This window comes from Arthrobacter sp. 147(2020) (assembly GCF_013116715.1).
GTDB lineage: Bacteria > Actinomycetota > Actinomycetes > Actinomycetales > Micrococcaceae > Arthrobacter_D.
Map to the genome: position 1 here is coordinate 48,024 of NZ_JABFOM010000004.1, position 14,283 is coordinate 62,306.

7 protein-coding genes are annotated in these 14,283 nt (G+C 61.7%); 1 reads left to right on the forward strand and 6 read right to left on the reverse strand.

Annotated features, from left to right (window positions below; genetic code table 11):
- Positions 1-211: 211 nt before the first annotated feature.
- From HMI58_RS04635 to HMI58_RS04660, 6 genes are all read right to left on the reverse strand, one after another.
- On the reverse strand, positions 212-2,851 hold the full coding sequence (locus HMI58_RS04635) for a LuxR C-terminal-related transcriptional regulator (protein WP_345890612.1): 2,640 nt from the start codon (positions 2,849-2,851) through the stop codon (positions 212-214).
- A gap of 43 nt (positions 2,852-2,894) precedes the next feature.
- Positions 2,895-5,546 (reverse strand): LuxR family transcriptional regulator, encoded by a 2,652-nt coding sequence (locus HMI58_RS04640; protein ID WP_171618311.1) that lies wholly within the window; start codon positions 5,544-5,546, stop codon positions 2,895-2,897.
- Positions 5,547-6,003: 457 nt separating this feature from the next.
- Positions 6,004-8,604, reverse strand: a complete 2,601-nt coding sequence (locus HMI58_RS14920) for a helix-turn-helix transcriptional regulator (RefSeq protein ID WP_171618312.1) — start codon at positions 8,602-8,604, stop codon at positions 6,004-6,006.
- 95 nt (positions 8,605-8,699) lie between these two features.
- A complete protein-coding gene (locus HMI58_RS04650; protein ID WP_171618313.1) occupies positions 8,700-11,030 on the reverse strand; it encodes a LuxR C-terminal-related transcriptional regulator in 2,331 nt (776 codons plus the stop codon).
- Positions 11,031-11,345: 315 nt separating this feature from the next.
- Positions 11,346-11,933, reverse strand: coding sequence for an aminoacyl-tRNA hydrolase (gene pth, locus HMI58_RS04655; RefSeq protein WP_171618314.1), 588 nt, complete (start codon positions 11,931-11,933; stop codon positions 11,346-11,348).
- A gap of 20 nt (positions 11,934-11,953) precedes the next feature.
- Positions 11,954-12,577 (reverse strand): 50S ribosomal protein L25/general stress protein Ctc, encoded by a 624-nt coding sequence (locus tag HMI58_RS04660; protein ID WP_171586422.1) that lies wholly within the window; start codon positions 12,575-12,577, stop codon positions 11,954-11,956.
- A gap of 362 nt (positions 12,578-12,939) precedes the next feature.
- On the opposite strand from HMI58_RS04660, the gene HMI58_RS04665 reads away from it, so the two are divergent.
- Entirely contained in the window at positions 12,940-14,253 is a 1,314-nt protein-coding gene (locus HMI58_RS04665; protein ID WP_171618315.1) for a UDP-glucose/GDP-mannose dehydrogenase family protein, read from the forward strand.
- The last annotated feature ends 30 nt before the right edge of the window (positions 14,254-14,283 follow it).

Below are 14,283 nucleotides of genomic sequence, written 5' to 3' on the forward strand. Positions count from 1 at the left end.
AGGCGTTGGTGGCACACGCCGCGTATAAGATTGTCCGACATGTCGAGACCCACTTCACAAAGACCGAGAACTACTTTCCCGGCAAGCTTATGGATTCGTCCGAGGGCGGGCACGAGTGGTAAATACTTGACTTCGACGTGGTGATGCTACTCGAACTCTCGCGGTCAGGTCGGACATTACTCGCTATGTGCGGCGCGGACAGTGAGTAGGCCTAAGACGGGTGGAGATCCTGCAAATCCTCGCGGCGGCTGATGCCGAGCTTCGCGAATATTCGGTAAAGGTGCCCCTCCACCGTGCGAACCGACACTCCGTGCTGCTCGGCAATGTCGCGATTTGAGTGGCCCCGTGAGGCAAGGGTGACGATGTCCTGTTCTCGCTGTGTCAACTTTGTCGCCGACTGAGCCTCCGCAAACTGGCGCCCGCGGAATCCTTCCAGCTTGTCGATCATCGTATTAAGGGCGGGCTGTAGGGCCCGGGAGCGTTGCGTCTGGCCCTGCGAAGACAACAGGTTGATTGCAGTGCCGAGACACTCGGCAGCAATCAGGAAGTAGTGAGCGTCTTTGGCTTTAAGGGCGGTGGCTTCCAGCCGAACTGGATCCTTCTTCAGCATCCCGACGGCCATTGCGTTCACCACAGCACCATCGGCCCCCTCAAAGGCGGTAGTGATCCGACTCAACGGAGTAAGCGACTCGAAGTCACCCAGGCGAACCGCCAGCTCCAATGCCGAAGCGGCAAGGGTGGCCATGCCCGTGGATTCAGCGTCGCCAGCTATACGACGAAGTTCGTTTATCGACGCTGACGCACCGATCAGCTGCGCGTTCGCCCCTACTACGTGAATCTTTCCCTGCAACCGGGCCTGGAGCGATCCATAGGCAGGCAAGGCAGCAAACTCGTCTGAATAACGCTGGGCTCCCGCGGTGTCCCCCGCCATAGCGCAGGCATAGGCCGCCATCCCGGTGGACATGCTCAACAGCTGGGCAATGTCTGATTCACGGAACCCTTCGACAGCGAGCATCAGACGTTTCCTAGCGGTACGGATACGCCCCTGACGCAGAGCCATCAAGCCTTCGAAATACTCGAGAATCCCACCAAAGTGCACCATTCCGCCGTCGGCTGCTTGCGAGTAGGATGCCAGGAGCGATCCGATCGCTTTCCATTGTCCGCTGCGGATGAGTGACATGCCGTGCCGCGTGATGACGAACTCCTGGTGGCGCAGGAAGCGGTGACCGTTCGCTCCGATGATGTTCAGTGCCTCGCTGGTGGCAGCGGCACCCGCCAGTGGCCGGCCTGTCGACCCAAGTGCCTCTCCCAGCAGGGCCAGCGCAGCCAGGCGGGTTTCCTCCGTGCCCTCCGGGTTGTCCCTGATGGCGACCAGTTGGGTCTCCGACTCGAGGTAGCGCCCCTCAAGGTTGAGCACGAAACAGGAGAGTATCCGGATTCCCATCCGTGATAGAAGGACGGAGCGGCTTGAGGACCCCCTTCGTTGCTGCTCGATACGGTTCACCGCCGACTCCCAACGATGGACATCATCGCGAATTTTTTGGGAGGTGTCCCCTGCCCTCATTCTCAGGTCGATCGACAGAAGGGTCGCCTCTTTGGCTATCCGCAGGCTGCCGCAGTTGAGAAGGGCTTCGTCAACCAATTCCCTTGCATAGAGGAGATCCCCACGTGTCATCCGGGCGTGGGCAATTTCTACCAGAGCGCGCGATTTCAGTTCTGGTGCCTGGACAACCCTCGCTGCACGGAGGGCGAAGGTGGGATCGTAGAACCGGTTAGCGACGATTGCGGCTTTTAGTAACGTGGCGTCGTCCAGCGTGGCGCCGCAATCGAGCCCCCAAGACACCCAACGAAGGAACCCTTCAACCGAATCCGCCTGATTTTCGACCAGATGAAGAAGCCGCTGGCGGATTGTGATGCTTCGCCCAATTGGCACTTGAGCTCGGATGACCTCGCCGTACAGGGGGTGGGCGAGAGATACGCGTCCGTCAGGCCCGGGTATCAGTGAGAGCAGCTGGTCGTCCACCAACGTATCCACTGCCTGCGGATCACAGCTTTCATACAGGACGGTCAACAGTATGGGCTCCGCAAGCGCAACGGTCTCCAGCACCTCAAGCTCCGACCTCGAGCGACCTCGCAGCTGTCCCTGAATCAGATCTGTCAGACGTAGGTCAATCCCCGGTCGTTCACCAGACAGGCACCATACTCCGTTCCTTTGTACCAGATACTTCGACCGGGCCTCAGCGTGCAGCAGAGCCAGCAAAAACATCGGGTTGCCCTCAGATGTCTTGCCGAGTACTGCACTCACGCTGGCAAGAATCTCGTCGCCCAACTCTCGGACACACAGTTCGTGGATTTGCTGGCGGTCCAGCGGAGTGAGGTCGTGTCTGTGCAGCATCCCGTCATGCGAAAGGGCTAGAAACTCGGCTGGCGGTCCGGGGTTAGGTCTGGCAAGAACCAGAACCCGTGCTCGTTGGGTGGCGATGAGCTGTGCCAGCAGAACGCTTGTGCTGTCGTCCAGGTCGTGGGCGTCGTCGATGATGAAGAGGGGAACAGCCCCGTCGCTGCCCTGCTGCCCCAAATGCCTAGTCAATGCGCGATAGATGGCGATCGGAGACCCTGCGTCAGCAACCGACAGATCGGACAGATAGGGGGAGAGCGCACCAAAAGGCACCTTCTTCAAGGAAGGCTGGGCGCTAATGTGGACCACCGGGACCCGACCGTCGAGTCCATCGCCAACCGCCCGCGCCAACGCGGTCTTCCCCAGCCCGGGATCACCAACGACGATCGCGCCGAAGGCATGTGCCTGGGACAGTTCTGCCAAGATATCCCTGAGCAGGGATTCCCTGCCCACTAGGTCGGTTACCGGCGTCGAAACACGAGGTTCGGGGTCGGGACTAGTCAAGGATCAGCTTCAGTTGACTGCGGTTTGCTACCCCTAATTTCGCGTACACCTGATACATGTGGCCTTCAACTGTTCTGATCGACAGGGTCAGCATCGTTGCGATTTCGCGGTTGCTCATTCCATTCGTTACCAACCGGGCGATACTACGCTCGCGCTCGGTGAGCAGGTCCAGAGCGCGCTGCTTGAGTGCCCCGTTCCCACGCCCGATCGAACGGAGAATATTTCCAGCTTCAGCCGCCGCGCTCCGTGCCCCTTCCCCCGTGCTGCCAGCCGACAATCGCTGGACGAGGTTGGCCGCATCGACGGCCAACTTTTGATTGCCGACGTCAGCGGCAATCTTCGCGGCCTGGAGGATCTGGGCGGTGTCACCGGACGCCACTCCTTTGCCAAACAGCGCACAGGTCTCGGCAAATGCCCCTTGGCTGTCCATTCCGCTGGTGGCGAGCCGTTCAGCGACATCAGATTGCCCTAATTGTACGGCCTGGCAGAGGAAGAAGAGTTCGTGCCCATAATTGCCCTTCGCCCGATCCTCGTCAGCGAGCTGAAGCATCTCCCGAGCTGCCTCCGGGTTGTCCCTCGTTGCCGTTGAAGCCAAAACAGCAAAGTACTTGGTGGCCCGTGCGGTATGCCAGTCATACCGTCGGGAATGCAGGTCTACCTGATCCAGATGGGAGAGGGAAAGCTGGGCATCCCCGGTGAGGGTATACGCGTAGGCTGTGGCTGCCTCGGCCAGGCTGAGGAACTCGTGCCGGTCGCGGATTCGCAATTGGCTCAGGGCTGGAAGCAGCTTGGTCAGCGCCTCAGTTCCGCGTCCGGCGTAAGCGAACAGGCAGCCTTCCGCCAGTTCGAGGGATGTGCCATCGAAAATTCCCGCGAGCATTCCCTCCTGATGGTCGCTGATCATCGCCAGACACAGCTCCCACTGGCCGGAGATCAGCATGACCGAGAACAACCGCACCTGGGCCGCCTCTACGAGAAGGGGATCCTCGATCGAGTCCGCCAGCCTAGACATTACCAACCGACTCAGCTGCACCGCGTCTTCCTGGCGCCCCGTCATACTGAGAGCTTCAGCCAGCCACCCACAAAGCTGGTGTCGAGCGGCCGGATCTATCGAATCACTTCGTTTCAGCAGCTCGTTTATCGGCTCGATCATCGCGGCGTACCGTCCGTTGTGGGCGTTGAGCTCCGCATCGAGTAGTTCGACCTCAGCGAACAGTCCATCGAAAGCGTTACACTCCGCCCGCCCAGCCTGGAACAATCGTTCGCGAATCTCGGCCAGGAGGGTGTCAGCCTCCATGAAACGCGCATGGTCTCGACTGAGAAGCCTGCACCTAAGCACCTGCATGAACACCCAGTCGTGTAGGTCCACGTTTTGCGGATCCGAGGAGATGAAATCGTCGAGGGTCTGAAGCGCACGCGCGGTATCGCCCTGGACGCCGTAGGCCCTAGCTTCCTCCGTGACTTCCGGAGCGCCCACTTTCTCTGCTGGAATCGAGCTAAGAAACCGGAGTGCGGCTTCGGTGTCGAAGTAGCGGTTGGCGAGCTGCGCTGCCTCGATTGCCAGACCAGGATCAATCTCCAATGAACCGTCCAGACACCAGGCAGCATAGTTCATTCGGCTCAGCGCAGGCATGGGGAGCCTGAGCGAGGCTGAGGCTAGCTGGTGGACGAGCTCACGACTCCGACCCACAGATACCTGATGACGAATGACTTCGCCTATCAGGCCGGTTGCGACCCGCACCATGGGTTGCTGGGTCAGCTCGATCTCAAGAATCCCGGTTTCCATCAGAGCATCGACTTCATTCCCGCCTGCAAAATCTGCGAGCAGCTCCAGCGGCATCACCCCGACGATTGCAACAATTTCGGCGGTTCTTCGCTGGTCAGGGGACAACCGGGCAAGACGCGCAGATATCCGTTCAGTAATGATGCGGCCGGGATCAGGTGCCCTTCGTGGACCCGCCACCCAGATTCCGTCTTGAGTGGTGATATACCCGGACTCCACCTGTTCCCTCCCGATGGCTTGCAGGAAGAGCGGATTTCCCCCGCTGGCGTGCCAAGTGTCGAGCACGACGGATCGGGAAACGGGTCCCTTAAGGCCGAGCGTCAGCAACTCGGCGCTGTCGGCCAGTGACAACGGCTCGATATCAACCCGACGGATGAGCTGATCTTTCCAGAGGTCGCTTAACTCGTTGGGTGATGTATGAAGGGCTTGGGCGACAAGCAGGACCTTCACTGCCCCAGTTCTCACGAGGTGCGCTATTGCCATCGCCGAGGCGCTATCGAGGTCCTCTATGTTGTCGGCAAGGACGAGCGTCCGTTTGCCGTCGGATCGACCGGCAAAGAGTTTTTGCAGACTTCGTAGCAGTATCAGTGGGTTGTCGACAGCCTCATCATCGAGTTCACTCAGCACGAAGTTCAGTGCGCCATAGGGCATGTCCGCAGTTAGTAAGCTACCCCTGATGTACAGCAGTTCAAATCGAGCTTCAACGTCGCGGGCCACCTGCTGCGCAAGCACTGTCTTGCCGATGCCCGGGAGCCCCGTAAGGACTGCTCCCAGATAATCCTGGGAGTCTATAGCCTCCCGCAGGATCTTTATCTCATCATCACGGCCAACGAGCGGCCAAGCTCCTTTTACACCAAACATAGCGCCCCACTACATGGTGCAGGTCGGCACGGCGAGTCGTCCCAGCCCGACGGTTCCAAGGAAGCGGAGGATAGTCCCACTCCCACCTGTGACGCTAGAATAGAGTCCGCCTCGGCATCTAACGTACTAATGAATAACCATACGCTGGATAAGCAGTTATGGCACGGAAAATGGACGAGAAAACGTGAGCGGTCTCACGGCACCCGACGCGGTGTGCGAGCTTTTACCCATGGAGGGGCCGACGGCGGGCTGGGGATCAGCCCGGTCTCAGAAGGCTGGCCGCCGCCGGCCCGACCGTGGGGTCCGCCGCTAAGGGCGGAAATCGCCACCGCGGAGAAAATGACCCGGGTGACTCAGTAAGACTATGGATGGGAAATGACCCCCGCACGCGTAGTCGCTACTCGACTTCGCACTGGTTGTTACTTCAGGTCTGGTTCGAGATACGCAGCTTTGAAGCTCAACTGAGGCCTGCCTCCAGCAGTCCGGCGATCAGATCGTCTCGGCCGCCGATTCCAAGTTTTAGGTAGATCCGGTACAGATGCCCCTCGACTGTCCGGCGGGAAACCGTGAATTGAGTGGCTATTTCCAGGGACGACGCTCCCTCCGCGGCAAGCCTGGCGATCTCATGCTCCCGGCGGGTCAGGGCCACCCGGGTCAGGGCTTCATCGGTGATGGCACGGGTCCGCACCCGTCCCAGTACAGGAATCAGCCCGCGCAGTTGTTGTAGGACCGCACGCTGTACTCTTTCCTCGCCCCGTTGCCCGTAGTATGCGGCGCTCCGCGCCATGCACTCGGCCGCCACCAGATGCCTGCCTGCGGTGAGCGCCGACTCCGCCGATGCCACCAGCTGGGCGGGGTCGGTCGAACCTGCCGCCCGTGCAATGATGCGGATGGTATCGGAATTGGATGGGCCCAACTCGTTCGCCAGTTCCTCCAACCGGCCAGCACTGACCGGATGCTCCAGGAGGAAGAGCAGTTCAAGGATCTCCGCCTCGGCATACACCAACCCCCGCGCCTGCGCCTCAGCGGCTGCCTCCTCGATCGTCGCCACCTCCTCGTTCCTCATGGCCAGGGGGCACTTGGCAGCGGAAACGTACGCGTCCGCCACCAGCCGCTGCGGGAGGAAGCCGCGGTAGGGGAGAGCTCGGTAGTCCTGGAGGTACCGCACGGCACGCTCATCGGCCCCGACCAACCGGCTGGCGAAGGCAGCGGTCCCCAGGCATAAGGGGAGGAGCATCTCCGGGTCGTGGCGACGAAGCTCCTCGATTCCGGCCACTAGGAGGTCACAACTCGCATCGATGCGCCCACATCTGAAATCCAGTACGCCCTGCAACATCATCAGATTGCCGCCGAAATGTTTCAGCGGAGGAGGCGCTGTCTGATCAAATGACTCACGCAGTAGTGCGAACCCTGCCTCATCCATTATCCGCACCAGCAGTTCCCCGTGGCGGGTCACTGCTGTGCGATAGTGCCTGGCGAGATCCCCCACCGTTTTCGTGGTTGCTATTGCCGCGAGCGTCAGTCCCTTTGCCTCAGATGTCTTCCCCGTGGCCGCCAGCGCTTCTCCCATCAACATTCGCGAGAGCAGACCAACGGTGGATGAGGGGACCGTGTCTCTGACGACTTCGCGCAGCCCCTCAATTGCAGTGTGGTAATCGCCGGTCAGACAATGCCCGACGTGTCTCAGGGTTGCCGCACCACATTCGGCCAGCTCCCCCGGACTGGCAGGATCGTCCTTGGGGTTCTCCTGATCACTCACCCGCCGGCCCGCCGCTGCCCAGCGTTCAGCAATCCCATGGATATCCTGCGCATCGCCCCCTCGCCGCAGGGCAATGTGAGTCTCCGTGACAGCGGCCTCCGTCAGTGTCCACAGATCGGTCGCCTCCTCGATGAGCCCGCAGATCTCGGCCGTGGCCGCATCGGTGTCAGCGAGGTCCAGGAAACTTCGTGCCGATTCCGCCCGCGCCGCCGTCGCGAATTCAGGCGCGGTGACCGCTTCCGAGAATCGTTGCGCTTGGTGGGATGCGAACCGGTTATTGGCCTGTCGGGCTGCTACCAACAACTCCCGGTCCGGGATTCCTTGCCCCAGGTCCATCGCCAAGCCCACACTGGTACTGGCTCCTGCGGCCGCCAGAACCTCACGTCCCTGCGGGGATTCTCGCAGAGTTCTGAGGATCTCGATCCGTCGACCCGGAGGGACGAGGTGGCGGATCACTTCCCCGTATACGAGGGGTTCGACGACGACATGGCGCCCGCCGCCGTGTCCGCCCGAATAAGCCAGCAGATTCTTAGACAGTCCCTCCTCCATGGCAGCGGCGTCCAGCACGTGCGGTGCCGCGGTAGCGGGAATACCGCCTAGCAGCGCGACCGTCTCGATCGCCCTGCGGATGAGGGGTGAACAGCCCAGGAGTAGCGCCGTGACCTGCCCTTCCAAGTCCTGTCCAACAGATTTCGGGACGGCGACCAACAGCCACACTCCGTTGCGATCGACGAGTGCCCCCGTGGAGCGCAGGTGGGAGATCAGCGCCCTGACGATGTAGGGATTCCCCTGGGACAAATCGGCAAGGAATGACGTTACTCCTGAACTGACAATTCCCCCGAGCTCACGTAGGGAAAGCGTTTCCACCTGTTCCCGGCTCAACGCCGCTAGCTCGCACCGCGTGAGCAGGCCGTCCAGGCAGAGGGAATAGAGCTCCTCAGGTGCGCTCCCCAGCGACCGGGTGAGGACCAGCAGTCGAATCTCCCGGCCCAGCGCTAGCTGTCCGAGCAGGTGGCTGCTCTCCTGATCCAGGTCTTGGGCGCTGTGAACGATGATCAGCACCGGCAGTCCGGCTTGGGAGGAGATGGTGTGAAGAGCGGCCCTGATCAGTCTTAGTACCGCCAGCCGTGACTTAAGATCGTACGGCTCTGATTCCAGCAGCAGGGGCGCCAGCGGCCCATAGGACACGTTGCTCAGCGAGGCATCCGCGTGGATGGTCAGCGGGACCACGGTGCCTTCCAGCCACTTCAGGACCTGCGCCGCCACCGCAGATTTGCCGATTCCAGCGGGGCCACACACCCAGGCTCCACTGACCAGTGGGTCACGAATACTGGATGCGATAGAGCTTATGTCGTCGGACCGCCCGACCAATGCACCAGCCCCAATCTGGACGTTCACCGTCTCAGCGCGGTGCTGAGATCCACCTTTGCCAGGAGCTCAGCCCTTGTCCGGACGTGAAGTTTCGTGTATATGCGGTGCAGGTGCCCTTCAACGGTACGGACGCTGACATCCATGGCGAGTGCCAGGTCCCGGTTGGTCCTGCCATCGACCACGGCGGTGACCACCTCGAGCTCCCGTCGGGTGAGAGAGGCAAGCTGCTGCCGCGCCCCAAGTGCGGTGCCGTACACACCGACGATGTCGCGAACCCGATCCGCGACGTAGGCGATAGTCGCCCGCTCCCCGGATTGGGCAGCGATCTGCACCGCCGATGCGGCCGCGTCCCGGGTGAAAGAGAGGTCACCGAAATCCTGCGCCAGGTCCATTGCCTGCAACACCAGTTCGGCATCCTCCGCATCCAGGCCCTTGGCGTAAAGCTGGCTCAGTGTAGCGAACCGTCCTTGGCAGGTTGCGCTGATTTTGAGAACTGTCTGCGCAACGCCGGCGTCGCCAAACCTCATAGCACTGCACAGGGTCATCAGCTCCCAGGATTTATTGCCCAACGCCGTGTCCTCCCGGCTCAGCTCCCGTAGTTCGAACGCGGACCGGTCAGCCGATGCGGTTCCGGCCAAGGCTAGCGCCGCAAAGTGTTTGGTCAGCCGTCGCACTGTCCACGATGCCGTCCGGGAAGGCAGGCCGGCGATCGCCAGGTATTCGGCCGCCTGCGCCGGGTTATCCGCAGCGCTGACGAAGGCCAGAGCGGCGGCAGCGAGAGGCGCGGCACCCGTCGGGTCGTGCACCTGCAGTTGACGCAGGGCCGGAAGAAGTAGGCTCTCCGCCTCAGCCGGCCGCCCGGCTGTCGCATAAATCAATCCTGCGGCGAGCTCCTCGTAGGTTCCAGTGCCGCGTGCACGGCTCAGCAGATGGTGCGACATCTCGAGCATGCCTGTCAGATTCCCCGACACCGCCTCTAGCGTGGCCAGCGTCACGACAATCCGGGACGGCAGGGGCTGCTCGCCAGCATCGTAGGAGTGCAGTGCAGCAGCAGCTTCCTTCGCATCATCCACGAGACCGATGAACGCCAGAGCCTCGCATAGCCAAGCGGTAGCCAAACGACGGCGATCAGGATCGAGCGCACCAGGAACAAACTCCGGCGATTTCAGCTCGGTGACAACGTCACGAAATCGGCCCTCAGTTGCGGCTAGGCGGGCGCGCTCAAGAATGCTCGCTGCCCGCTGCTTTCGGGGGTTGCCGACTGGCTGGCTCAACCGGTCGGGTTTTGACCCGCTCGTTGCCGAGTGGGGACTGAACCCATCGATCTGGTTCGTCAGGCCGAGCACCGCGTCGCTGAGGAGCCGGGTCGCGACAGAGACGGTCGCCCACCGGTCATTGCTAATACAGAGCATTCCCTGATCGTGAAGATAATCGAGATCTCCCAGAGCCTCGGCTGGGACGGCGGCGAGTGGCGTCATTTCCAAGGCGGCAAAGGTTCCGAGAACGCTGAGTTGGGAAGGCTGAAGCATTTTGATGCGGGCCGTGATCAGAGCGGTCGCCTCTGTGGGCCGGATCGTGACGGCGGTCAATACCCAGATGCCTTCCGCGCAGCGGAGCGCACCGTCGGCGACATAGTCACGCACCAGCGCGACGAGAAGTCGTGGGTTCCCACCGCTGTGGGTGTGCAGCGCGCGCGAGGATGCCTGGGATACACCGGCGCCGAGGGTCGCGGCGAGGTAGGCCGCGACCTCCTGCTGTGAAAGGGGCGCCAGGTCAATCCTCACCAAAGTGTCCTTCAGACATAATCTCTGGAAGTAGGTGGGGGCGTCCGCAAAGCGGCTGCAGGCTGCGATAAGGCGAATGGTCCCAGCCTGGGCCAGCTGGCCCAACACGGTGGTCGAGTTTTCGTCCAGATGATGGGCGTCGTCGACTACGACGATCACAGGTAGTCCCAGTGCCTTGCCTTTGAGTACCCGAGTCAGAGCTCCAACCATCCGGATCGGATGGCTGAGCACTTCCCCCCTCATATCCGGAAGGAGGACTTTGAGCGCATCGTAGGATACCCCAGAGTTACGGCCGGTCCCTTGCAGATTAATGAGGTAGGTGGTGGCTCGAAGGTGGTCGACCATTGACTGAAGCAACGTTGACTTACCGCTTCCCGGTTCGCCGATCAACATCACAGATGAAGGGGCTGGACCTTCAAGTACCTGGTTCCTGAGCATCTCAAAAAGGTGCGCACGGGTCAGCCGCGGGGGTGACATCGGACTACCGACCCCGGTCCGAGGATCGTCTGCCGCCACATACCCCTCGATCTGGGCAAGCGCGGAATCATGCGCATTTATGTCGTAACTCATTGAGAGACCTTTTCTTCGCGTTCCCAGCGTTGTGAAGTACTGATCACGGTAGAACCACCGCCCGGCGCCCGCATGAGTAGCGACTACCCGAGTTTTTCGCGCACACTACGCGTCGGCTACTTGGATCCGTGGGGTCCAGGTACTCGCCGATATCCGCTGCCTGCGTAGGCACCAAAAAAGGGACCGACGTTGGGATGGGGGTGGCCCAGTCTCAGAGGCCGCCCAACGTCGGCCCCCGTATTTGGGGCCGTGATGGCGCGAAGCGGTCCGGATCATTTCACCAGTGGACCGCTGGTCGTGAGTCTAATTTATACGTTATTTCCCGGCCGAGTGGTATTTCTGCTGAGCGCTGACAAGACCCTCGGTAATCAGCGATTCCACGGCATCGGCAGCGTCTTCGAGGAGAAAGCCCAGCTCCTTCTTTTCGACGGTTCCGAAGTCGCGGAGGACGTGATCGGAGGCATCCTGCCGTCCCGGGGGCCGGCCCACTCCCACCCTTACTCTCAGGTAGTCCTTGGTGCCGAGAACCTTGGAAATGTCCCGCAGCCCGTTATGTCCGCCTTCGCCGCCGCCAGCCTTCAGCCTGACCGTGTTGAAGTCGATGTCGATCTCGTCATGCACGACAATGACCCGCTCAGCGGGTATGTCGTAGAACCGACAGAGCGCGCCGACTGGACCTCCTGAAAGATTCATGTAGGTCAAAGGCTTGGCGAGGACCAGCCGTGGTCCGCCGATGCCCAGGCGGCCTTCGAGGACTGCCGCGTGCGCCTTATGGCTTTTGAACTTCCCACCGATCCGGTCGCCCAGAACGTCAAGGACCATCTGACCGACGTTGTGCCTGTTGCGGCTGTAGTCGGGCCCGGGGTTTCCGAGCCCGACTACCAGCCACGTGTCATTCGCCACGGGTATTCCCGCAGATGGAGTTACTCGCCCTCTTCGGACTTCTCGCCGGAGGCAGCGACAACGTCACCCTCGGCAACTGTCTCTTCGTCTTCGTCGCCGAGATCCTGGACAGTCGGCTCGCTGATGTTCACGATCAGCGTGTCTGCTTCGATCAGCAGGGTGACGCCCTTGGGCAGCACAATGTCGGAGGCGTGGATGTGCTCGCCGACGGTGCGACCCTCAACGTTGACGGTGAGGGAATCAGGCAGGTGGGTGGCTTCGGCTTCGACCTGGACCGAGTTGTGCTCGAGGTTCATGACAGCGCCCGGGGCCAGCTCGCCCTCGACGTGGATGAACACGTCAACGGTGACCTTTTCGCCACTACGGACGGTGAGGAGGTCAAGGTGCTCCACAATGCGCTTCAGCGGGTTGCGGACAACGTACTTGGCCAGGGCCAGGTGCTTCTCCCCTTCGATGTCAAGGGTCAGCAGTGCGTTGGAGGTCCTCAGCGCGAGGGTCGTTGCCTTCGAGGGCAAGAGGACGTGGATGGGGTCGGCTCCATGGCCGTAGATGACCGCAGGGATCTTGTCTTCGCGGCGTGCACGGCGGGCTGCGCCCTTGCCGAATTCGGTGCGTACTTCTGCGGGGAGTGTGAGGTCAGACATTGAGTCTCCTGTGTTGACGAGTAGTGGATCGTTGCTGGGCAAACGATCGGCATCTGTCTAGAAACAGTTCATCGTCAACACGTTCAGTGTTGGACTCTCGTCACTAGCCACCGTCGATCACGGAACACTCCCGGTGGCACCGGGATGCTCCCTCGCCTAGGCATCGCGTTCAATGTTACAGCACGTGCGGCACCGCCCCGGACATCGGTTCAGGAATTCGTTCGGACAGGAACCGGCAGAATATTCCTCATCATCCTCTAATGTGTGAGACATACCGTTGAAGTCTGTTGGAACCGCTGGCAAGCAACCAGTGGCAAGCATCTCGTCGAAAGCTCCCCGGAGCTGCCGGACAAAGGATCAGCATGCGAATTTCAGTTATAGGTTGTGGCTACCTCGGAGCCGTCCACGCGGCGTGCATGGCAAAGCTGGGGCACGACGTCGTCGCGATCGACGTCGACGAGCGCAAGATCAGCGAGTTGCAGGCTGGCCGGTCGCATTTCTTCGAACCTGGCCTGCCCGAACTCCTCGACGAGGTTCTCCAGACGGGCCGGTTGAAGTTCAGCTCCGAGATCACCGACGCCCGCGGGGCGCAGGTGCACTTCCTGTGCGTGGGTACCCCCCAGCGCAAGGGTGAGTATGCTGCCGATCTGCGGTACGTGGACGCCGCTTTTGCCTCCCTCGTCGACTCGCTCGAGGAGGGGAACCTGGTGGTGGGCAAGTCGACGGTGCCGGTGGGCACCGCGGCCCGCCTCGCCGACGACCTCTTGGAACGGTTCCCTGACGCCAGCCTGGCGTGGAACCCCGAGTTCCTGCGGGAGGGCTTCGCGGTGAAGGACACGCTCAGTCCGGACCGCCTCGTCTATGGCGTCCCTGCCGGCGAGGCCGGGGAGCGGGCGACCGTCCTGCTCGACGAGGTGTACGCCGGGCCCCTGGGACTGGGAACACGTCGACTGGTGGCCGACTATGCCACGGCGGAACTGGTCAAGTCCGCCGCCAACTCGTTCCTGGCCACCAAGATTTCCTTCATCAATGCAATGGCAGAGGTCTGCGACGCGGCAGGGGCGGACGTCACGCTGCTGGCCGACGCGATCGGCATGGACGACCGGATTGGACGCAAGTTCCTCAACGCGGGAATCGGGTTCGGCGGTGGCTGCCTCCCGAAGGACATCCGCGCGTTCATGGCCCGGGCCGGCGAGCTGGGTGCCGACCAGGCGCTGACGTTCCTGCGCGAGGTGGACGACATCAACCTGCGACGCCGGATCCGGGTCGTGGAGTTGACCCGCCAACTGGTGGGTGGGTCGCTTCTCGGCAAGCGCATCACAGTCCTGGGGGTGGCGTTCAAGCCCAACAGCGATGATGTGCGGGATTCTCCTGCCCTGAGCATCGCCGCCCAGCTCCAACTCCAGGGCGCCGATGTCACAGTGACCGACCCTGAGGCGTTGACCAACGCCAAGGGTCGGTTCCCTGAACTGAACTACGAACCGGACTTCGGCGCAGCCGTCGCGAAGGCGAACGCGCTCCTGATCCTCACAGAGTGGGACCAGTACCGAGCACTGGATCCGGCGGAAATGGCCAAACAGGTGGCCAGCAAGAACATCCTTGACGGACGGAACGTGCTGGACCCCGTCCAGTGGCGTGCAGCCGGCTGGAACTACCAGGGCATCGGGCGGCCCTAATTCATACCGGGCGCCCGACGGGAGTCCCCG